Annotated in this window: 19 protein-coding genes; 6 read left to right on the top strand and 13 right to left on the bottom strand. The window is 47.3% G+C overall.

The annotated features are described in order from the left end of the window. Nucleotides 1-73: 73 nt before the first annotated feature. From JYB87_RS00975 to JYB87_RS00935, 9 genes are all read right to left on the bottom strand, one after another. Entirely contained in the window at nucleotides 74-550 is a 477-nt protein-coding gene (locus tag JYB87_RS00975) for a PadR family transcriptional regulator (RefSeq protein WP_207355067.1), read from the bottom strand. 295 nt (nucleotides 551-845) lie between these two features. Continuing rightward, on the bottom strand, nucleotides 846-2,669 hold the full coding sequence (locus JYB87_RS00970) for a M14 family metallopeptidase (RefSeq protein WP_207355066.1): 1,824 nt from the start codon (nucleotides 2,667-2,669) through the stop codon (nucleotides 846-848). Nucleotides 2,670-2,891: 222 nt separating this feature from the next. Then, nucleotides 2,892-4,187, bottom strand: a complete 1,296-nt coding sequence (locus JYB87_RS00965; RefSeq protein WP_207355065.1) for a carbohydrate porin — start codon at nucleotides 4,185-4,187, stop codon at nucleotides 2,892-2,894. 659 nt (nucleotides 4,188-4,846) lie between these two features. Continuing rightward, entirely contained in the window at nucleotides 4,847-5,278 is a 432-nt protein-coding gene (locus JYB87_RS00960) for a hypothetical protein (RefSeq protein ID WP_207355064.1), read from the bottom strand. Continuing rightward, nucleotides 5,275-5,886 carry a TorD/DmsD family molecular chaperone gene (locus tag JYB87_RS00955; RefSeq protein WP_207355063.1) on the bottom strand — a complete coding sequence of 204 codons (612 nt, stop codon included), beginning with the start codon at nucleotides 5,884-5,886 and terminating at the stop codon, nucleotides 5,275-5,277. The genes JYB87_RS00960 and JYB87_RS00955 overlap by 4 nt, the downstream gene beginning before the upstream one ends. 55 nt (nucleotides 5,887-5,941) lie before the next feature. Beyond that, nucleotides 5,942-6,568 (bottom strand): DMSO/selenate family reductase complex B subunit, encoded by a 627-nt coding sequence (locus tag JYB87_RS00950; RefSeq protein WP_207355062.1) that lies wholly within the window; start codon nucleotides 6,566-6,568, stop codon nucleotides 5,942-5,944. Between the two features lie 10 nt (nucleotides 6,569-6,578). Continuing rightward, on the bottom strand, nucleotides 6,579-9,041 hold the full coding sequence (locus tag JYB87_RS00945; protein WP_207355061.1) for a DMSO/selenate family reductase complex A subunit: 2,463 nt from the start codon (nucleotides 9,039-9,041) through the stop codon (nucleotides 6,579-6,581). An 18-nt stretch (nucleotides 9,042-9,059) separates the two neighbouring features. After that, the gene (locus JYB87_RS00940) at nucleotides 9,060-11,042 is read right to left on the bottom strand and encodes an MtrB/PioB family decaheme-associated outer membrane protein (protein WP_207355060.1); all 1,983 of its coding nucleotides are present in this window, start codon (nucleotides 11,040-11,042) and stop codon (nucleotides 9,060-9,062) included. A gap of 14 nt (nucleotides 11,043-11,056) precedes the next feature. After that, entirely contained in the window at nucleotides 11,057-11,977 is a 921-nt protein-coding gene (locus tag JYB87_RS00935) for a DmsE family decaheme c-type cytochrome (protein WP_207355059.1), read from the bottom strand. Nucleotides 11,978-12,073: 96 nt separating this feature from the next. Between JYB87_RS00935 and JYB87_RS00930 the strand changes: the two genes are divergently transcribed. Both JYB87_RS00930 and JYB87_RS00925 read left to right on the top strand, forming a co-directional pair. Beyond that, entirely contained in the window at nucleotides 12,074-13,171 is a 1,098-nt protein-coding gene (locus JYB87_RS00930; RefSeq protein ID WP_207355058.1) for an ISAs1 family transposase, read from the top strand. A gap of 761 nt (nucleotides 13,172-13,932) precedes the next feature. After that, a complete protein-coding gene (locus JYB87_RS00925; protein WP_207355057.1) occupies nucleotides 13,933-14,373 on the top strand; it encodes a MarR family winged helix-turn-helix transcriptional regulator in 441 nt (146 codons plus the stop codon). A gap of 181 nt (nucleotides 14,374-14,554) precedes the next feature. On the opposite strand, the gene nrfD is transcribed toward JYB87_RS00925, so the two are convergent. The 4 genes from nrfD to JYB87_RS00905 form a co-directional block, all read right to left on the bottom strand. Continuing rightward, nucleotides 14,555-15,496, bottom strand: coding sequence for a cytochrome c nitrite reductase subunit NrfD (gene nrfD, locus JYB87_RS00920; protein ID WP_207355056.1), 942 nt, complete (start codon nucleotides 15,494-15,496; stop codon nucleotides 14,555-14,557). After that, nucleotides 15,493-16,173 carry a 4Fe-4S dicluster domain-containing protein gene (locus JYB87_RS00915; RefSeq protein WP_207355055.1) on the bottom strand — a complete coding sequence of 227 codons (681 nt, stop codon included), beginning with the start codon at nucleotides 16,171-16,173 and terminating at the stop codon, nucleotides 15,493-15,495. Before JYB87_RS00915 ends, nrfD begins: the two co-directional genes overlap by 4 nt. Beyond that, the gene (locus tag JYB87_RS00910; protein WP_207355054.1) at nucleotides 16,166-16,651 is read right to left on the bottom strand and encodes a cytochrome c3 family protein; all 486 of its coding nucleotides are present in this window, start codon (nucleotides 16,649-16,651) and stop codon (nucleotides 16,166-16,168) included. The genes JYB87_RS00915 and JYB87_RS00910 overlap by 8 nt, the downstream gene beginning before the upstream one ends. 65 nt (nucleotides 16,652-16,716) lie before the next feature. Beyond that, nucleotides 16,717-17,184 (bottom strand): hypothetical protein, encoded by a 468-nt coding sequence (locus JYB87_RS00905; RefSeq protein WP_207355053.1) that lies wholly within the window; start codon nucleotides 17,182-17,184, stop codon nucleotides 16,717-16,719. A gap of 390 nt (nucleotides 17,185-17,574) precedes the next feature. Here JYB87_RS00905 and JYB87_RS00900 point away from each other — a divergent pair, with 390 nt between their 5' ends. The 4 genes from JYB87_RS00900 (at nucleotide 17,575) to menC (ending at nucleotide 22,224) form a co-directional block, all read left to right on the top strand. Beyond that, nucleotides 17,575-18,534, top strand: a complete 960-nt coding sequence (locus tag JYB87_RS00900; protein ID WP_207355052.1) for a LysR family transcriptional regulator — start codon at nucleotides 17,575-17,577, stop codon at nucleotides 18,532-18,534. Nucleotides 18,535-18,657: 123 nt separating this feature from the next. Further along, nucleotides 18,658-20,391: a 2-succinyl-5-enolpyruvyl-6-hydroxy-3-cyclohexene-1-carboxylic-acid synthase gene (menD, locus tag JYB87_RS00895; protein WP_207355051.1), complete on the top strand. Its 1,734-nt coding sequence runs from the start codon at nucleotides 18,658-18,660 to the stop codon at nucleotides 20,389-20,391. After that, nucleotides 20,391-21,191: a 2-succinyl-6-hydroxy-2,4-cyclohexadiene-1-carboxylate synthase gene (gene menH, locus JYB87_RS00890; protein WP_207355050.1), complete on the top strand. Its 801-nt coding sequence runs from the start codon at nucleotides 20,391-20,393 to the stop codon at nucleotides 21,189-21,191. The genes menD and menH overlap by 1 nt, the downstream gene beginning before the upstream one ends. After that, nucleotides 21,181-22,224: an o-succinylbenzoate synthase gene (gene menC, locus JYB87_RS00885; RefSeq protein ID WP_207355049.1), complete on the top strand. Its 1,044-nt coding sequence runs from the start codon at nucleotides 21,181-21,183 to the stop codon at nucleotides 22,222-22,224. The genes menH and menC overlap by 11 nt, the downstream gene beginning before the upstream one ends. Nucleotide 22,225 lies beyond the last annotated feature (1 nt).

The raw sequence follows: 22,225 nt of genomic DNA, 5'->3' as shown, positions 1-22,225 counted from the left end.
GTCTTTCGCTAACGCTGGAAACATCAACGCCCTGCATTGCAGGGCGTTTTTTTGTGTTAACGCTGACCGAGCGCTAACGGCTTAACTCGATTGAGCGAGTCGCTTGTTCAAGTATATTGGTCAGGGCGATCACGGTTTCTTCGGTGATAGGTGGCGTGGCCAAGGTGGTTTTCACCGCTTGCTGCAATTGGCTCATAGCCAACTCTATGGCGTCAGTATCAAGCACATCGACAAACTGAGGTTCGTGAATACGCCGCAGAATCTCTTCAATATGGTCAGCTTCCATACACAGATGCTGCTGTCCGACTTCCGTCACTTGAAACTGCTTATTGCCCTCGGCATCAGCACGTTCACCGGTACCACAAATAAACCCTGCGGCTTCCAATGAGGCTAATGCAGGATAAATCACGGCGGGGCTTGGTTGATAATTATCCCCCACCAATTTGGCAACTGCTTTTATCAATTCGTGCCCGTAGGCTGGGCCTTGCTGCAAAATGTGCATCACCAAGCATTTCATTTCACCACGCTGAAAAAGACGTTGTTGCGGCATAAAAATCCTCCTCAAACCGTAAGAGCCTCACCCTCACAGCAGGGTGACGCGCCACATTCCCTTTCGCATCACAACTAGCGTTAGCGCAATGATGAACCACACATCGAAATTTCGCCCGATAAAAACCTTTTCACGGCAGTAACACCAGTCATTATCTCTAGTTAATGCCGAAGCGTGGCTAAGTCAACTGTGTCGCCTTGGTTATGACACAAGGGTCGATTTTTAATTGTGGATACGAGGCGAATGCACCGAAAAAGCGCAAAAAAATCGCCGCGATAATGCGACGATTTTTCAATTAACGACTGCGATAAACCGGATATTTAGCGTACTGGTTATCGTAGTACGGGCTGCGTTCATAGAACCAACGTAAGCGCGCATTGCTATCCTTGGCAAACTGCGGATCTTTTAACGCTTGCTCGAAGGCGGCTTTGAGCTCGGGTTGCGTTGCCAACATCTGTTGCGCCATCGGCTCTACCGCATACGGCTCCATATACTCGGTGCGGCTAAAAATGCTGTTAAAAAAGCCCCATTGTAAAAAGGAATCGGCGGACTCTGGCTCAAGCAGCAGCATGGCGAGATCACCCAAGGGTTGATCAGTCGGGATCTCCATGGTGCCCACTGGCAAGGTCGTGGTCAGCTTCACCAGTTTTGCAGCCGCCTTCACCCGCTGCCGCCCTTCATAGGTTGTTGCCGTAAACTCAGCATCAGCCAATTGATATTGTTGCAGTTTCAGCGTTCGCGGGCTTGCCAACGGCGTCATCCGCACCCCTTGAATTTTCAAGCGTTCGATCACCATCTGCCATTGCGGTGGAATGTAGTAGTTGCTAGGGCGAGTCACTTCGATTGCCGGTTTGGTGGGCCCTTCTTGGATAAGATTAGGATAAAGCGTCGGCTCGCCATTCCAACGCACCACCTTATCGCCGGAAATGGCACTTTGCTCAACGCTGTAACCAATCCCTTTAAAATCTCGTGTCGCTGCTTGGCGCTCGTTTTCCCACGTCAGTGGCACTAACGGCCAGTAACGGAAGCGGTCAATCTCAATCGCCGCTTGCAACTTGGTATGCTCAGCAGCAACGGTTTTTAACGTCTGTTCGAGCAACACATAGGTGCCCAACACCCGGCGCTTAAATGGCTTTAGACTGTGGTTTTCAATGAGCACGGTAGGTAAATGGCGCACATCGCCATAGCCATCAGAAAACCGAGGCCCGGCATGCCAATATTCAAGCCCTTTGTTAAGGTCGGTGTTATCCAAGGCGAACACTAATCCGCCGGGCACATGCCCCGCAGCTTCCAGCGCCTGATCAATCTGCGGCCGATAAATTTGGTTAAACCAACGATAGATGCTTGGGCTAAAGCCGTTTTCAATGTTGTAACCGTAAGTGACATCATATTGATAATCGATACCGTCGGTGACATGCACATCGATATACAGCTGTGGGTCCCACGCATTGATGGCGGTCAGCATCGCCTGCATTTCGCTGGTATCGGCCTTGCTATAGTCACGATTGAGGTTGAGGTTTTGGCTGTTGGTACGCCAGCCCATTAACTTAGGCCCGCGCTGATTCACCCGGTTAAATTCGCTGCTGCGCTCATGACCATCAACGTTGAAAATCGGCACAAACAGCAGATTCACCTCGTCGAGTAACTCCTGTTTGTCACCGCGTAACATATCTCGCAGCAACATCATGCCGGCATCTTTACCATCAATTTCACCGGCATGAATGCCAGCTTGCACCAATACTGTCGGTTTATGATTTTTCTGCAGCTCGTTAGCGGTTTCCGCGCCGTCACTACTGGCAACGTACATCCAAATATCACGCCCTTGTGGGCTTTTGCCAAGGCTGACTTTGTGCAGCATGGCGCTGCTGTCAGCTAATCGGTCTAACCAATCAAAGGTCGCGCTATAGTCTGGACTCGCGATTCCAGCACTTTGTTCAAACGGGGTCGCGTCAAAGGCATCCGGTGCCAGCATCAGCTGTTCACTGGCACCATGCCAGGGTTGCTGCGGCGGCAAAATTGCATCATTGATGTAGGTTGCAGATGGGGTGCTTTCGTCAGCCAACAATAGCGACGAACTGAGCAGCGCCGGAAATAGCACCAGCAAAGACGACAAGCGCATGGAAACTCCAGTATCGTTATTTTTTGTAATGGTTCCCTAGCTGAGCGGGGGATTCAAGTGGAAACTGGCACTAATTTGCAACTTCGTATGACTGAGCCTCATCCCAAATGAGTATGGGCAATTTATCAGCGTTCAAATTAGGTTCTATCCATCGATAGGTTGTGACAATCCAGAACAAAAAAAAGCAGCCGAATTCGGCTGCCTCTCTATTCATCGATAACCTTAGAAGGTTAAATCACCACGGATCACCGCCACCCACACATCTGAGTTCGCTGAAGTACCACCTGGGTTACCCAGGAATTGCACTTCTGGGTGCAGCTTGAAGAATGGTGTCACTTGCATAGTGTAGTATGCGCTCACGCCCCACTCGTCGTTTTGCAGGTTCACCAATTGGCCGTTTTGCAGTTGCAGACGTTCGCCGTCAGCCAAACGTTGGCTCACGTGCAGGTAATGTGCAGCCAGACCTAGGTTGTCGTCGTCACGACCATCGAACAGCCCCTTGTAACTCAGGCCAACGATCAGTGAGCGGTCAACCGTGGTCATATCACGGTCGTTCAGGGTGCCCATAGAGAACAGGCTCAAGCCTTGGGCAGAGCCATCTTCCGAGGTCAGCTGTTGATCAACCACAAAATACGCACCGTTACGGCTATTGTTGCGCTTCGCCGCGCCGCCGTTCAATGCCAACGCTTCACCCGCTTGGTTGAAGTACAGATCATCGCCACCTACGTTGTCATGCCAGAAACCCAACTTATACACACCTGGCAAGTTGTTGATGCTTGGGTTCCAACCCAATTCTACTGGCAAAGTAACACCTTCAGTGCCAGACGCATTCAAGAAGTTCAAGCGTTGACCATGCGTCAACCAACTTGGGTTCATTTGGAATGCACCCACACGCAAGTACCATTCAGTATTGAATTGGTAGTTCACTACCGCAGCCCACGGTGCGATAGGGAAGTTATAGATAGTGCCGTTGAAGTTACCAGGTTGAGAGCTACAACCGCCCAAGTACGCCATTTCACAACGGAATGACGCAAATTGACTGCTGACCCCCATGCGACCCAGTTTTACATTCAACTGATCATTAAACAGTTTTTGCTCGTAATAAAACGCCGAAATACGGGTAGTACGACCACGGCCATACACTTCCAACGATTGCAGCAATTGGCCAGTTTCCGCTTTGCCAGATAAGTTTTGGCTTTGACCACCGCGGTTTACGAACTGTGCGTGAAAACTTGCACCTTTAAGATCGAACAACTTTTCTAAATCAGTATCCACCCCAAAAATGGTTTGGTCTGCATAGCTATATTCGTGCTCTGATTGGCCACCTTTAACATTGGTACCCGTCTCAAAGATGTACATCAATTGCAGGTCGACGCCTTGATCGTGCAGTTGACTACGCACGCCACCCAGATCGCCTGTTAAGTAATTGTCCGCATTGAATTGTTCTGCGCTAACAACCGATAGCGCGCTGCTTAGCCAAAGAGCACTGGCTACTGAAAGTGATTTTTTTAGACTCATTAAAGATTTATTGTGTCGGCAACCTTTGGACCCCTCCAAACGTTACACATCTTCGACACTCACCCCGATTTGGTTAGTTTATGAAATGGTTACACCAGATATTTTTAATCACTGAGAATCATCAAAAGTGTTTGGTAACTTTATTAAGCAAACACTGATAAAAATTCCGGCGCATTTTTACCATTTATTAATATTCCGCTCAAGCGAGGAATCTATATTGTAAATATTTAACTTCCGCAGCCGAATAAAGCACCAATCAACACAAACAGCATGAAAACCAATAAAATTGAGTAAGCAGATAAGATTTATTGATTTTTAGTCATCAAATTGGAGAAATTCACTAGAAAACAGCACTAAAATCACGACTAACACTGTTACTACAATAATGACCAACCGCCTATTATTTCTCCATGATATTTATGTGAGAAATATCAGCTCTAGTGCATTAGCAACGAGCACAAATAAATATTACCGCCACCAAGTTTAATATAGTTTTATATTACAATATCAATAATAAAAATAAATACATTGACTGTTTTTCTCATTTTAATTAACAAGTTTTTAATATCTGAGAAAAACTTAATAACAATAGAAATGACGCAAGATTAAAAGCTGGAGCTAACAAGGCATTCAAATGACTGGGATAACAATGCTAATACCTAGCACATATTTCTATGGGTTCTTCGTTGTTGGCAGCGTAATTCGATTAATCGGTCTGATGATAACTTCATCAATGACATTAGGCGGTGGGACACTTCTTCGAATTCATCGCTATTGAGGCACTGTGCTAAACGTCCCCCGACACTGAGAATCAATTCCTCCCCTTGAGCCAAGGGTTGCTGAATGGCTTTGGCGAACAACAGCTGAAAAGCGCAAAAGAACATTGCCACCAGCTGCTCATCATCCCAATCATCGGCCATCCAATCCTGTTCAGCAAAGGCGATAGCGGCAACCAAATTACACACAGTTTGTAGCGAGGTGGCACCTGACATCAAGATGGTAATCGTCGGCTCAAGCTGGAGCCGCTTGCACATTAGCTCAGCGACTTCAGCTTTATGCCATTGCTGTGAAACAGCTTTTGTAAAACTCATACCAGCTGTTCACACTCAATGTTGACTTGATTTTTAGCGCTAGTATTTTCAACTTGCGCACTAATTAAAGTCACATAGTGAGCGGCAAGCTTCGCCAGCTCCCGATAAAATATCGAATGCGCTTTTTGCTCTATCTTTGTTAAGACCGACGGAATCCAAGGTGTATAAAAATCTTTAATGACTGTAGAACAAAGTTGCTGTTTGTCAGCATTGTTAGAAAGTTCAGCAATTACCCATAACATCAACGCAAAATGGTCTGATGGTTCATTATTATGTTGCTGTATCTCAATATTATTTTTTCTACATAGCAGTTCCCATTGTTCAGTACTATCACCAAACAAGAGCGGTTCTTGATCAAGATGAATAGAACTCCAAGGATAAACAATCTTCTTTCCTGGGCCGACAAATAGCCGTGTAAAATCTGAACAAATAGCCGTAAAGTTTCTATCACTTGCAGCAATTGCAGAAATACAATCTTTATCAAAAGACGTTGATGTTGGCCACTCTTGCCACATTTCATCATTCATTAACGACAGCAGTTCAACCGTTGGATATTGATACAATAGTTGAGCAACTGTTTTTAATGATAAGGCAATATTTTCATTCATATTTCACCTCAATAAGTTGAAGTGGGGTCAGCAAAACTAACCCCACCTGCACTCATTAAACTTCAGTTGGATTGACTATCGAACCATCCATACTTCCAGATGGACGGGTCACATCACTGGTTCCAACAATTAAGTTAGGTGAAGTGATATTGCTTGGTGGTAGAGGGGCAATATCTTGCTCTGAGCCATATTTCTGTTTTAAGTCTTCAATGAGCCCAAAATCTAGCGCGCGCTGAGTACAGCCCTCTACGCATAATGGTCGCAATCCCTCAGCGACTCGCTCATAGCAACCATCACACTTGACCATTACTTTTCGCTCAATGTCTAACTGAGGTGCATCATAAGGACAAGCTCTGGCGCAACTACCACAACCGATACAAAGGCTTTCTTCTACCAAAACAAAGCCATCAGAACTTCGTTTGTGCATTGCACCAGTCGGACATGCTTTTGTACATACAGGTTCGCTACAGTGGTTACAACCTACAGACATGTAATAGGCGAACACATCACATGTAACCGTGTTATCTGTCCCTTTAACAAAACTACCGCCACTATATTCGTATACACGCCGAGGTATGACACCAAGAGGTGCATCGAATTTGTCTTTACAGGCAACGTGACAAGCTTTGCAGCCATTACACTTTTTGGTATCAAAGTAAAAACCATACTGTTTATCAGACATTTTCTACACCTCAAGCTTTGTAAATACGTACACGATTGGTATGTTGCGGATTGGCCTTGGCAATTGGGCTGGGACGATAAGCAGTCAACGTATTTACACAGCCACCGACATCAACACCATTTTCAGGTTTGAACCATGCTCCCTGTGCCAAATCACACACGCCGGGCATAATGCGATTAGTCACGTGAGCCTTCACTCGTACTTTGCCGCGCAGTGATTCAACAATAACGTAATCGCCATCAACAAATCCTTTAGCGTCAGCTGGGTTTACCCAAACAGCATCGTGAGTTGCTTCTCGCAACCATTGGACGCTGTGGAAGGAGGAGTGTGTGCGTCCTTTTGTGTGGTGACCTATCAATTGCAGTTTCATATCCGCAATTTCAGGCGAAGGATCTTCATAACCTTCCCAGGTCACAATATAGGCTGGGATCGGTGGGATATGCAGTCCAATAACATAGTCAGGTTTTTCCCAATGTTTACTCATGAAATCAACAGCATGAGAAAACAGCTCAATACGACCAGACGCTGTAGCTAATTCGCCACCGTTTTGTACATAACCATAAAGGCCGCATTCACTTTCACTATTTTCTTTGAATTTCTTAAATAACTTGCCGTTGTTTTGGAACTCCTGCAGTGTTGCTGGTAACTCCGTGGATTTAGGCGCAATCACATCAACATAGTATTTTTCGAGGGTTTCTTGATAGGACAAGCCACCGTGGAATAGACCACCAACGCCCATCACATCAGCGAGTGCAGCACACACTTCCCAAGATTTTCGACAGTCGCCTAGAGGCTCAAGAGAAGTTGTCATTGGAGTAATTAACCCCATACTTCCAGAAGAATATGAACCATTTGCAATATCTTCAGATTCTAACCAAGTACTATCAGGCAATAGATAGTCTGCAAACTTAGCTGATGGTGTCATATGGTTTTCACTGACGACTATCAGTTCGCATTTATCTTTCTGCTTCAGAATTTCAGCAGTACCAAAGCAGTCAGAATGCTGGTTGATTAAGGTGTTACCTGCAAAGTTGATGATCGCTTTGATGTCTACGTTTAATCGACCGTTGCCATCCGCGTCGAGTTCCTCAGGACTCAGATGCATCACCCCATCTTTAAAGACGGTCATATTTTTACCGTCTAAGATGGCATCAGGCCATGTGAATACAGAGATTTGTGCGGTTTCTAACGCGGGGCCATCTTTGACAACTGTAGACATTCCAGAAGAGATACCACCATTGCTAGAATTCGGCATGTAGCCACCGGTATTCGTACCGCGCTTACCAACCGCGCCAACCAACATTGCCAATGCAGAAGCCGCCCATACGTTGTATTCACCGTTTGCTTGACGCTGAACCCCATAGCCAAGCGCGATATAAGGTGCGTTAGCTGCCGCTAATTGCTCTGCAAGTTGACGAATTTGATCTGCTGGTACGCCACAGATGGCGGCCGCCCATTCAGGGGTTTTTGGTGTGTTATCTAGTTCACCCACACCTAAAATATAAGCTTCATAGCTGCGCTCATATGGCAGTGCTTCTAAACCTTTTTCTGGTAACGCATCTTCTGCGCGGAAACCATAGCATTTAGTGGTCAAGAAGTTTTCATCAATCAGATTGTTGGTGATCAGATGATATGCCATACCCGAAATCATCGCGGCATCCGTACCGGGACGACAGGCATGATATTCCATGTTGTCTTTGCCGGCTAAAGAATCGCTATAACGGCAGTCGATGATAATCGTCTTGATGTTGTTCTTTTCGCGGTAGTAATTAAATTCATAACCTTCACCAGAACCACTTTGACGCATTTCTAACGGGTTATAACCGATAAAGAAACACAGATCGCTATGTTGTACCTCTGCAATTGTCGACCTAGCACCCGATCCATAAATTAGCGGAATCATCCGCCCAACTTGTGCCGAACTGTAAGAACCGTAATAACCTAACGACCCTCCCATACAATTCAACAAACGTTGCCAAGCATTTGAACCATTCAAATCGTAGTATGCACCTGAAGCATAGTGACGCAGTACGGAACGTGCGCCATAAGTGTCGTAGATTCCTTTGAGTTGACTACCAATTTCAGAAATTGCTTGTTCCCAAGTAATACGTTGAAAGGTGCTCTCATCGCCGCGTTCACCCATTTGCTTCATTGGGTAAAGTAAGCGGTCTGGGTTATAAACACGTTTTCTGTTGGAACGGCCGCGAGCACATGCGCGAATTTGATGGTTACCCCAGCTGTCGTCGCCGGTATCATCTGTTTCAATACGCACAATTTTGCCGTCTTTACTAAACACTTTCAGTGGACAGTTAGAACCACAGTTACAAAGACAAGCCGACCAATTCATCACTTCTTCAGTAGCCCCTTTGCTCGGCGCTACTTCTTCAATATCTTTTGAACTTGAGTTGCAACCTGAAACGGTTGCTGCGGCGCTTAACGCGGCGCTCATTTTTAGAAAACTTCTGCGTTCCATTTTCTTAAAACCTCTTACTTAGGGCAGCTTATAGCTGACGCTCAACATCAGCAGATGTGCGTTATAGTTGTGTTCGAGTTTGCCTAGGGTGGTTAGGCCAGAGATAGCGTCGACATCTACTTGAGCGTCGTCTGTGTCGTAGTAACGCTCATAGCGATAACTCAACTTGAGACCCAAACGATCACTCAGCGCGTATTGGCCGTAAGCCTCGACACTGTGCTCAAAATCGTAATAGTCGTCGTAGTCATTGCTATCTATCGCGGTATTGCTTTCAGAGTTAGCAAACAGGTAGTCAGCCCCCAGGGTTAACCTGCTTGACCAGCGGTAACTCGCCCCAGTCCCTAGATTGATAAATCTGTCTTCTACCCGACTGAACGAGTTCGCTTGTCCGAAGGTCGTTGCCCCAGCCATATCAGAATTGATCCACTGCTGACTTGCGGTTGCATACAGATGCAACGCGGCACTTGGGTCAATCGATAGGTTGGCGCTATAGCGATAGTCTTCTGAGGCTGTTAAGCCAACATCGGTGTGCTGATAATCATCTTTGGCATAAGTTGCGGTCACATCGATAGCCAACCAATCGCTTGGTGCATGATTAAATGTCAGTTCAGCGCCGTAACGTTGCCGATCGGCGAGAAAGTATTTGCGCAGTAATGGGTTCTCGTTCGGTGACAGAATGCGAGAAGCGTCATAACGCGAGCCATCACGTGTTTCATACAGCGCTTTGATACCAATCTTCATACTGTTCAGCGGCTTAATGTTTAACCGCGCCCATAATTGGTCTTCGCTATTTTGTTCACGTTCTAGGTAGTTACGTTCGGTACGCTTGTGCTGGTAATTACCGCTTAAATGCCATTGGCTGTTAAACCGATATTGAGTTTGCAGCGCATAGGTTTCTCGTTGGATGTCGAGCGGAATATTGGCACGGAATGCACCGTTGACGTTATCCCATTCGAGCTGAGCAAACTCTGCAGCAGCCCCTTGGTTATCACGGTCGCTGTAGCTGTACTGACCGTTAACTCGCCAGCGCGCATTGATTAAACTGCTGAAGTTTAGGCGCGCATCACGGGTATCGACTTCACCGTTCCAATTCACCCAAGGATTGCCATCCATCGGAATGAGATCAGCCTCTTGAACGACTCGCCCGGCGGCCACATGACCATTCACCACAGTGCGACCAAACAGATACTGACCATCAAACAACACTTGATGTGCGTCGTTGTCTGGCGTTGCGGCATAGACGTTGGCGCGATATGGCAGCGACAAATCTTCCAAGTTGTTGCGGAAGAAACTGCCGTTGTACTGCAAGCGACTATACCAATCGCTACCGTTGGCACTTAATCCTGCGGCCACTGTATCTGTGCTGTCGTCCACTGGCTGAGCAAAGTTGACCACACCGTCTGCGGCAATCAAACTCGCGGATTTATTACCGATGCGGTTCAGATGGGCAAAATGCGCAAACGCTTGAATGTCGCCAAAGTAAATCGCCAAGTCGGCCGCGATGCGTTCTCGCTCGATGAACAAACTCGGTGAGCGCATGGAAGTTGCCGATGGTTGCAACAGATTATCGCTGTACCAAATTGGTGAACGACCACGTTGCTGATAGTGAGTAAGCAACTGATAATCAGCACTAAATTTATACAGTTCAGCGTTGGCTGACTCTAAGTGTGCGCTGCTGTTATCAAGCCCTAAGTCATGAGCACTGGCAGAGGCGCTGTACCCTTGATTATTGCGATACTGGAGTTCGCCCCCTACCGCGCCTACCCAACCTGCATCATCTTTACCAAAGCGATTGCCGGTGCGGATATCGTCGCTATCGTTCCAACCGATACCCAACGCTAGCGTTCCACTCATCCCTGTGGTTGCTTGGCACCGCTGGCATTGATATTGGCTGATGTTAACTTGGCTGAGATTCGCCTGAGTCACACCAAAATCCGCCGCAGCGCTTTGGCCTGCCGCCATCAGCAATCCCAAGGTGATAAGGTTTAGTTTCATTGACATGTCATTGCTCCTTATCAGCGGCTGAAGTTACTGCCAGCGGGGTGATTAGACCCGTGGATCTGGCTGTGGCAGTTAAGACAACTACGTCCGCCCCCAAACGCATCGACACCCTGCTCTGGCACGACTCGGCTGGAATGCCCGTCATCAACGTGGCATTGCTGACAGAGTTGCGGTGCTTTTTGAGTGAGTAAGTGTTCATTCACACTGCCGTGTGGATCATGGCAAGTGGTGCAATCCTCGCTAACAGGCGCGTGTTCCCACAACAACGGACCACGTTTGTCGGCATGACATTGGTAGCAAGTGTCGTTCACGGTGACTTGTTTCAAAGCCCCTCGATTACTTGAACCGTGAGGATTGTGACAATCCGTACAGGTCATTTGCGAGGAGTGCAATGGATGAGAAGATCGTTTGTGCATGTCAGCTTCCTGCTCGCGATGGCATTCACTGCATACTTGGTTCACCTGCTGTTTATCGAGTACAGCGTCTTTGGCGCTGTGGATCTCATGGCAAGAAACACAGGTAACTTGTTCAAGATTGTGGATGCTACTGTGCCAATCCTGCGTTTCAGCTTGTTTATGGCAACCCAAACATACGCTGTTTTGACTTGCGGCTGACAACTTACTGTCTGGCCCAAAGTCAATCATTGGCTCTTTACCACCACGGTTATGTTGGCCTAATGGCCCGTGGCATGCTTCGCATTGCAGCCCTGCCATAGGTGATTTTGAGGAATCCAAACGTCCGTGAACCGAATCGAATAGCGCCATCACTTTTGCGTCTTTTTGATGACACATCAAACATGAATCAGCACCTTTAGACGAATATTTACCTTCGGCAAATTTCGTCTGAAGTTGCTGTTCTAACTGCTCGCCACTCAAATCGTCCCACGGTGTTGCGATGACTGGGGAAATTAAGGCAAAAACAGCCCCTATCCCCATAAATGCTACAGGGCGGGATCGTACTTTTGTAGCTAGTGTTGAGTGTGGCACCATGCTGTGATCTAATAGCTGCCCATTTCGCAAGTAGTAGCCCTGATGAACTTACTTGAACACTTGACGGTTGTTGAAGAAACACGCTCTGACATCAACCAAAGGCATAACCTTGTGGACGTCATGTTCCTTGTCTTAAGCGCTATTATGTCGGGTGCTGAAGGCTGGCAAGACATTGAAACCTATGGTGATAGTAAACTTCCCTGGCTACAAAAATTTCGCCCATTTAATCATGGCATTCCTCGGCGGCACACCATCGCTCGTATCTTGCGCACTGTGGTTGTGGAGTCGCTGCTTGAAGCGCTGTTGAATTGGGTAAATGAGCAGCGGACACATACTGGCAAGCCCATCATTGCCTTCGATGGCAAAGTGCTCAGAGGCGCTTACCGCAATGATTCAAAGACTGCGTTGCAACTGGTCACTGCCTACGATACTGAAAACGGACTGGTCCTTAGCCAGCAGCCAACAGAAAACAAGAAGGGTGAAATCAGTGTCGTTCGTCAGATGCTCGATGTCCTAAATCTTAATGGTGCAGTGATTACCCTAGATGCCTTGCATTGTCAGCGTGAAACGTTGGAAAAAATCAGTGAGAAAAAGGCGCATGTTGTGGTTCAAGTCAAGAAGAACCAGCCCAAGCTTTGGAACGCTGTTCAGTCTCAATTTCAGACTGTTTTTGATGCTAAAAAAGAGCAAGTTGTCACCGAAGTTAGACAAGAGGCTCATGGCCGCAAGGAAGAACGATATGTGTTTCAGCTCAAGGCGAAATTGCCAGAGGAGCTTGCACAAAAGTGGCCAACCATCAGGAGTATCATTGCTGTAGAGCGACATCGTACAGAGGGGCGGAACACAACGATAGATACCAGTTACTATGTGAGTTCGCTGTCCCCACGCCACAAACTGCTTGGGCACTACATTCGTCAGCACTGGCGGATTGAGAACAGTCAACATTACGTGCTAGATGTTGTATTTAAAGAAGATGAGTCGCGGATAGCACTAGAAGGTGCAGTCGAAAACATTGCACTGTTCAGACGTTTCGTAATGAATATGCTGCGGCAGTGTGATTGCGGCTCACCGAGCCAGCGAAACAAACTAAAACAAGCTGGGTGGAGCGATGATTACCGTAAAAAAGTGTTCTTTGGTTAGCAACTAATCAAAGTATGCTCCGGCCCTGATAAATGCTATATAAATAAGCCGGGACATCGTTACACCTTTTAGAGTTTATTTTATCTAAATGATTTTCCGTTCTAATGGAATTAAAAACATTAGAATCGAATATTAATATTACATAAACCGCCACAGGTAATTCACCTATCAAAATCACTTTTTGATCATCTTAATAAATAATCAAAAAAAGTGACGTTAGGCCAATTTTACAAATCTCGAATAAATTTTATAAAACAATAAATTTCAATAACATAAGTGTAATACTAAATTAGCTATTCAAGAAAAACTTAAAAAAACGCAACTGAAAATATAAATTTTAGACAAGGCGAATATATATCTAGATCACAAACAAAAAGTAACGCAACCGTAAAAAATAATAATATATTTCCACCATATTAATCTAATGAAGATATATTATTTCATACCTGTAAATTAAAAGTTCAATAATTAAAAACAGTAATATTTTTATTTGAAATTAAAGCTTTTAAACAAATTATTAACAATAAATTTAATCAGCTATTTAGAGTACGTCATTCCATAAAAATTCATGAATTAGTGCTTAAGCTAAAAAATGTTGCAGCTATGTTAGGCAAATAAACAAATTCTAAAAATACGGGCAGTTAGTAAAAAATTTATTCGTTATCTGCGCCTCAGTATCAGCGAAAACTCGATGCGTCAAAGACATTGATTGGATAAATTAGTGGTCACCTAATCAAACTAAATAACGGAACAAAGCTGAAATGGAGCCCGAAGAAAGCGGTTATCAGATGGCAAATATTTTGCGGCTACTTACGCTCACGTTTCAAACTAACGAAAAAATTGCTGGGTTACCGATGGCGCAAGCAATGATTGTAAAGCGAGTAGAGATGTGCCCAGGCATTCGCCAGTTTGACCTCGCTGAGCGACTATCCATGCAACCAATAAAAGTCAGTCGAGTGGTTGATCAACTCGAGGAGGCAGGCTTGATTGAACGTCGCAAACCGGGAAATGACCATAGAGTTCGCCGCCTTTACGTTACCCCCAAGGCGCAACAGATGATTGGCGCAATTGACCAAACAATTGAAGAGATTTGGCAGCCAGCTTGGAAGGGGATCCCTACTGCAGATATTGCCACCTTTAAACGTGTATTAGCTCAAATGCAGGACAACTTAGTCGCAAGTAATACCCGCTTTCCGCAATAGTAGTTGGCACTCAGGAAACAAAAAGCCACCTGAGTGCTCGTCGGTGGCTAAACCCGTGGAGGTTCGGGTCAAGGGGTCATAAATTGACAAATAGTGGCATCCTGCCCAGTAACTTCCCTGTGGCAAGCGGCAGACCTGTCTGTCTGGGCTGCGATTCGTTTTAGCAGCCGACAACGCGCGGTTACGCAATGGTCAACTGCCCAGTGTAAAGAATAAAGTGTCTCAGCATCAGCACACCAAGTAAGCTACAGCTCGCGGTGGCGGCCACATAGGCCCAGCGCCGTTTAGCTGTAGCGGTCATAAACAGGTTCATCGCCAGCGGCACCGACAAACCAATCACTAAAATCCCAAACCAGAACACGGCACCCCAGAAGCCGAAGCCAAGCGCATTCATCGCGGCGATTTTGCTTTGCCCACCGGTGAGCACTAAGCCCATGAAGAAGGTAAAAATCACCACAATTTCAACCAAAATCAGTGGGATTTCGATCTTGTGGATAAACTTCACCTCACGACTGTCAGGATTACCGTGCAGCAATACGCCGCCGAGCAAAGATGATGCCGCGCCAGAGCTTAAACCGGACAACAAAAACAGAATTGGCAGTACCGGATTATTCAACATGGGGTATCCCGGTAAAGCCGACAGCAGAAATCCGGTATAGGCGCCGAGGGACAGCGACAGAATCACTAAGATGCCGGTCAGCGTCGGTTCTATGTTGCTTAACCATTGGGTGATCTTCTGTAGCCACGGCAAGTGCATTTCACTCCACTCATCGATATAAGGGCGCATGACCAGCGCGATCCACATAAACATCAGCACTGTGTAGACCAGCAAAATCATCACCCCCACTGACATCACCGACGTGGGGTTATAAAACACTAAAATCTTCCAAAATTCCAATGGCTTGGTTAAATCGGTCACCAAAATTCCTAAGCCAGCCATCACGGTCACCGGTGCAATCAGGCAAGCGGCACGTATATAACCTGAAAGATGGGGGGAGTCCTTCACGCACAGATGTTTCAGCAATACCGCAAAAAACATCGCACCGGCGGAAACCCCAGCGAGAAACAGATAAAAGGCGATTGGCCAATGCCACACTAAATATTCGCTATGAAAGGCGCTCATAATGAAACCTCCCCTGCTTTAGCCCGAATGCGAAACAGTTTGGGGTGGGTGCCCAAGTCCTCTTTCGCGCGATACACTGGTTGCGAATTTAACGCAGCCACTATCTTGCTGTGCGGATCTTCTAAATCACCAAACATCAACGCGCCGGTCGGGCACGCCATTACGCAGGCAGGTTGCTTGCCTTCGCGCAGATTGGTCTCTTTGCAGAAGTCACATTTATCCGCAGCATGGGTCACCGGGTTAATAAAGCGAATATGGTACGGACACGCCGCAATACAATATTGGCAGCCGACACACTTCCAACTGTTGACCGACACTATGCCGGTGCTTCTATCGATGTTTGCCGCGCCAGTGGGGCAAACATTCACACAAGGCGCCTCCTCACAGTGTTGGCAAGACACTCGGGTAAAGCGGTAATACTGATCCGGAAATTCGCCATAGGGGCCAGTGCGCTCAATCCGCAATCTTGCCACTTCTTGCGGTACCTGATTAGTCAAACGGCAGGCTTCGGCACAGGCATTACAGCCAATGCATTTGGTTTCGTCATGCAACAAGGCATATCGTTTTTTGGTTTGTGGCAACTCCTCTTGTGCGCCCGCATCGTGCAGTAGATACAGTGATGTTGCGGCCACTAACGCAGTGCCACCTTTAATAAATTGGCGTCTGATGTTATCCATGATCCACCTCCTGCAGCAGCTGTGGCTGCTCAGCGTGACAACTACGACAAAGCTGACTGGCGGGCGGTTGCAGCGCGGGATCATCCTGCGGATGCAGCTTATGACAAGACCAGCAGAACAGCTTGTTGGCGTGCATGTTGTGGAACCATGCTTGTTCGCCAAGTGCGGTAGCGTCATGACATTGCCAGCAGCGTTGATTCGCCTCCAGCGGCGGCAGTGTCATATCGGTGGAAAACACTATAACGTCATTAGGTTTACGTGGATGGATACCTTTTTCGCCGTGGCAATTAGTACAGCTTAACTGCAGCTGTTCGTTGCCATGGACTCCCTGCATAGTGCCATTGCGCTTGTGGCATTTGAGGCAGGGATCTTGATTAATGTTCGGTGCGGCGGAATTATCGGCATTGGCAGGGCTGAAACTCATCAGGCATACCAATGTGGCGGCACCGAGCACTGTGCGCCAAGTATTCCTGGACATGATGTGTCCCCAGAGTGAAGTTGAAAACTCGGTGGTACCCAAGGTACCACCGACACGGACTTAACTTAGGCAGCGAGTGCCTGGCTAAGATGTTGTGTATCAAATGGATGATCGCGTTTCATATCGATGATACGAATGTTCATCTTCCGCAGTAACGGCAGTACGCTCTTGTTATCTGCATCGCTGAAATCGCTGATGATCATCTTTATTTCAGATGAGTTCTGGTCAATGAGTACATAGTCCAGATAGCCATGAGGCTCTTCTTCATCTCGCTCAACTTCAACCACTGTATCCATAGGCACATGACTGCAAATTTCATATTGACCTTTAGTTAAGCTTTTGAGTGATTTGAAAAAGCCCAAACTTTCATTATCAAACAGCCTGTTTTTAATTCTGGCATGTAACGGTACATCATGTTCATTGCGAAAGAACTTAATACAAGTGAGAACGAAAGTGACTACGACAAATGGCACAACTAAAAATAGAACAAAGTACACAAAGGCATAGCTTAGATAGACAGATAGGATGCTCATATTTACCTCCAACCATCATTTTCTATTTTGTAATATGCGACGTTTTTATCGCACCTTGAGTATTGGAGTAAGTGCCACTTTATTTTTTGAACTAGATCACATTTTTGATGGTGACAGGCGGGCAGATATCAAAACTAAGATATTGATAAAATTTGAATTTTTAAAAATTCAAACAACATAAATCTATAAATAAAAAATACGTTTTGCAGTTGTTAAAAGTATCTTTTTCAATTTTGCTAAAAAACAATTTTAATTTATGTAAATGATTTCTGAAAAATATATTAAAAATACAGTTTAATCTGATAAAAATATTTATCCAGCGCTATTTTATATTTTTTGCATTTTATATTATGCTTAACAGATACAAATGTTTGCGCGCGGACATTAACAATGAAAAATGTCGATTTTGAAAAATTAGACATGATGAGCCTGCTCATCATTGTTAATCTTTGCGAAAATAAATCTGCCACACAAGTATCAAAGATCCTTAATATACCTCAGTCTAAAATAAGCAGATGCTTAAATAATTGTCGCAGCATATTTGGCAATGAATTATTCCAGCGTAAAAAATATGGTTTGATCCCCAATGATTACGCCAAGTCCATCTACCCGATTGCCAAAGAGATTGTGGAACACGCACAACGATTTAACCATATAGGTCAGCAACATAAGGGGCAGGAACGTTGGTTTGAAGTGGCAATTCCTGGGCTGGTAAGTTACCTGTACCCCAAAGCACTGATGAAAGCGGTTAAAGAACATAACAAGCATTTCCATCTCAACTTTAACCCGTGGAACTCCGCCTCACTGCAAGGCATCCTCGATGGCGAGATCACCTTGGGCATCTGCTGCGGTAATCATCAAGAAGCACAAGCCTTGGTGGAAAAAAGCTTCCATGTGGAATTTATCAAATCCCTGAGTGAATTGTTTCTGGTGTGCAGTAGCGAGCATCCATTGCTGCAGGGCGAAATCACCTTAGAACGGATTGCCCAATATCCGTTTGTGAAAACAGAAGTCGGCTGCAATCCACGCAGCACCTGCCCGTTTGAAGATTACTGCCACACCAACGGCATACCACTGACTATCGATATCTGCATCAGCAGTGTGTCGTCACTGTTCCTTTACTTGCAAGAGAGCCAAGCGGTGGCGCTGGTGCCATATCATGCGGTATTCGATCTGCTGCCCGATGTGCCGATGGTGCATGGCTGTCGCCTGTCCGATGTTGAAACACAGCGAATGTTTACCGTCGCCACCCCAAAAACCGTGGAGATGATCAGTAGCAATAACAACAGCGATGAAGACTTGAATTGGCTTAAAGAGCAGATCCGCCAAGTCACCAACAGCTTGGTATAAGCCGAAATCGCCAGCCCGAAGTTACCTCAGCGCGCAAAACTCCGCCTCAGTAAACTTTTTATCGCTTTTGCCAGTGCGTGCAAATGGTTACACTATTCAGCAGCCAAAATTGGGTAACCGCTTATGCATAATAACTACCATGCTGAGCTGAATCTGCTTTGGGGTGCCATCATCCTCGAAGAATTAGCTCGGCTCGGCGTACAACACGTCTGCATGGCTCCGGGTTCACGCTCCACTCCGCTGACACTGGCAGCCTCTCAACAACAAAAGCTCAAACAGCACCTTCATTTTGATGAACGGGGCTTGGCGTTCTATGCGCTGGGGCTCGCCAAAGCCAGCCGCGCGCCGGTGGCGATTATTACCACCTCAGGGACTGCGGTCGCGAACCTCTATCCGGCAATCGTCGAAGCTTGGCTCACTCAGGTGCCATTGATTGTGCTGTCTGGCGATAGACCACCAGAGCTGATTGGTTGTGGCGCGAACCAAGCCATTGTACAGCCAGCGATTTTTGCTAACTATGCCAAGCGAGTCGATCTGCCTACGCCAGATCTACACATCCCTGCCAAAGTATTGCTGAGCAGCATTGATGAAGCGGTAGCGAATCTGAGCGGACCATTGCATATCAACTGTATGTATCGTGAGCCTTTGTATCCGCAGCAATTGTTGAAGCCGCTGCATGATCCACTGCCATTAGCACTGCAACTGTATCGCGATGCAGCGCAAAGCTGGCTCAGCGATGCACGACCCTATATTCAGTTTGCCAAGGCACAGTTTGCCCAGTTGCCAACCAAAGATGCCCTCAGCCGTTTTGTCCACGGTAAAGGGGTGATTATTGCCGGTACACTCGATGCGGATGAGCAACCCGAGCAACTGGTAGCGCTGGCCAATAAACTCGGCTGGCCCTTACTGACCGATGCGCAATCGCAACTGCGACAACACCCCGCCGCCATTGGCAATATCGACCAACTGCTGCAACAGCCTCACGCCAAATCGCTGCTGCAACAGGCCGATCGAGTGTTGCTGTTTGGTGGCCGCTTGCTGTCAAAACGGTTGATCAACTATCTGGCCGAACAATCATGGCACAGCTACTGGCAAGTGTTACCGCAGCAACAACGGCTGGACCCAAGCCACAACGCCAAACAGGTCATCATGGCCGAGCTTAGCCAAATCAGTGAGTTAGATTGGCCTCGATCCTCATCTGCCCATTGGGCGTTGCCGTTAGTTACCCAAAACGAAGCCTTGGAACAGTTGTTTAGCCAGCAGATTGACCACAGCAGTTTTGGTGAAGCGCAAGTGGTGCGCCAAATCGCTCGCACTCGCCCCGGCAGCCAACAGCTGTTTATTGGTAACAGCCTGCCGGTGCGCTTGTACGATATGTTTGCGCCTATCAGCAGCACGCCCGCCACCACCTACACCAACCGTGGCGCGTCGGGGATTGATGGCTTGATTGCCACCAGCTGTGGCATTGCCGCCCATCAAGGCAAACCGACCACATTGGTGATTGGCGATGTTTCGGCGCTGCATGATCTCAACTCATTGGCCTTGGCACGCCAAGCCAATAGCCCCTTGGTCATTGTGATCCTCAATAACGATGGCGGCAGCATTTTCAATATTCTGCCGGTGCCCGATGACCAAGTGCGCCAACGCTATTATCGACTTGGCCACGGCCTAGAGTTCGGTTACGGCAGTGCCATGTTTGGTCTGCCCTACAATCAGGTGGATGATTTAACTGGATTTGTTGAAGCCTACGAAGATGCGCTTGATTACGCCGGCGCCTCGGTGATTGAAGTCAAAGTGGCCGCTAACCAAGCCAGCGATCAAATCGCCGCCATTGGCCAATGGGTCAGGCAAAGCTGATGCTGCATTGCCAATGCTATGGTGATCCGCAGCAGCCAGCGTTAGTGCTGTTGCATGGTTTTTTGGGCAGTGGTGCCGATTGGCAACCGCTGCTCGCTCGCTTGAGCCAAACATTTTATTGCATCACGGTTGATTTGCCCGGCCACGGCCAGAGCCAACACACCTTGCAACACTCGCCCGCCTTTACGGAGTGCGCTACGCTGGTGCAACAATCTGTGTTAGCTCTCGGTATTGAGCAATTCCACTTGCTGGGATATTCGCTAGGAGGCAGGATAGCGTTGCATCTGGCGGCGGAATATCCGCAGCATCTGCTCAGTTTACAGCTTGAATCTTGTCATCCCGGCTTAGTCACTGAGGCAGAGCGAGAGCAACGCGCCAGCAATGATCAGCTGTGGCAACAACGACTTGCACAACTTTCCATGAGTGACTTTCTCGCGCTCTGGTATCAGCAAGCGGTGTTTGCCGATCTAAGCGAGCAACAACGGCAAACCTTGATTGCTCAACGCGCACAACAAGACCCCGCGTCACTGTTAGCTATGTATGCCGGTACATCGCTGGCACTGCAGCAGCCATTATGGCAACTGCCGTCACAGTTAACCTGCGCGGTACACTATTATTATGGCACTCGAGATGCCAAGTTTACGGCCCTTGCCCAACGCTGGCAGCAGCAAGCACCTGAATTGCGCTTGCATGCAATCGACGCGGTGGGTCACAACTGTCACAAGGGCAATCCAGTGGCGTTTCTGGCGCAACTGCAGCCAGCTTTGAACGATTTTGCGGAGAAAATGAATGACGCTTGAGTCTTTTAGCCTTGCACGCTACCGAATTCCTTTAGATAGCGCGCTGCCTGTCGGCAAGCAACGGATTGAGTTGCGCCAAGGATTGATCCTGCAAGCTCGTGCCAATGAGCAAGATTACTATGTGGAAATCGCACCCCTAAGCGGCCTTGACCGCGACGGCAGTGATATTAACGGCTTTAGTCTGGAAACCCTCGACCAAGCTGCCGCTGAATTACAAAATCTGCTGCAAGCCATCATTGAAGGCACGCTCGATCTCGATAGCGCCGCCGAGCTGACCAAACTCGCCTCGGTCGCTTGGGGTTTGAGCTTGTTGTCGGCCAAAATCAACAACCAACTGCCAGTGCATCACACCCCATTTGAACCCGTGCCATTGATCGTGCCGCGCGAAGGCGAGCCCGAAGTGATGCTGCGCCAACGTTTGTCGACCATTCCGACCAATATCCATCGGGTTAAAATCAAAGTGGCGCAAACCAACATGGCGGAAGAGTTAAAGCTGATCCATCTGGTGCAAGAGCTGCGCCCAGAAGTGAAGTTGCGCCTCGACGCCAACCAAGGGTTTGAGTTTGAAGAAGCAGAAGCTTTCTGTGCCTGTTTGCCGAAAAACGCCATTGAATACATTGAAGAACCTTGTCGCCAATGGCAGAAAAACCGCGCCCTATTTGCCTCTACCGGCGTACCGTTCGCCCTAGATGAAACCTTAGGCCGTCATCCCGATTTTGAACCGGCAGAAGACGCTTACGACAGCGGCTTACGCGCCTTGGTGATCAAACCTATGTTGTGCGGTAGCCTGCCTAAACTGCAAAAGCTGATTGACCAAGCCCATAATCTCGGCCTGCGCTGCGTACTGAGTTCATCAATTGAATCCACCTTGGGCATCGCCGATATTCTGCGCATTGCCGCCGCGTTGACGCCGGATGACACTCCAGGGGTTGATACCGTCAACCCATTCACCAAAGCGCTGATTGAGCCTTATGGGGATAAAACCTGTTTAGCGTTTGATTCGCTCACCCCCGTATTTAGCGTTAGGAAATAAC

Source organism: Shewanella avicenniae (assembly GCF_017354945.1).
Classification (GTDB): domain Bacteria; phylum Pseudomonadota; class Gammaproteobacteria; order Enterobacterales; family Shewanellaceae; genus Shewanella; species Shewanella avicenniae.
The sequence above is the reverse complement of the archived record's forward strand: the minus strand, read 5'-3'. Positions and strand labels throughout refer to the sequence as shown.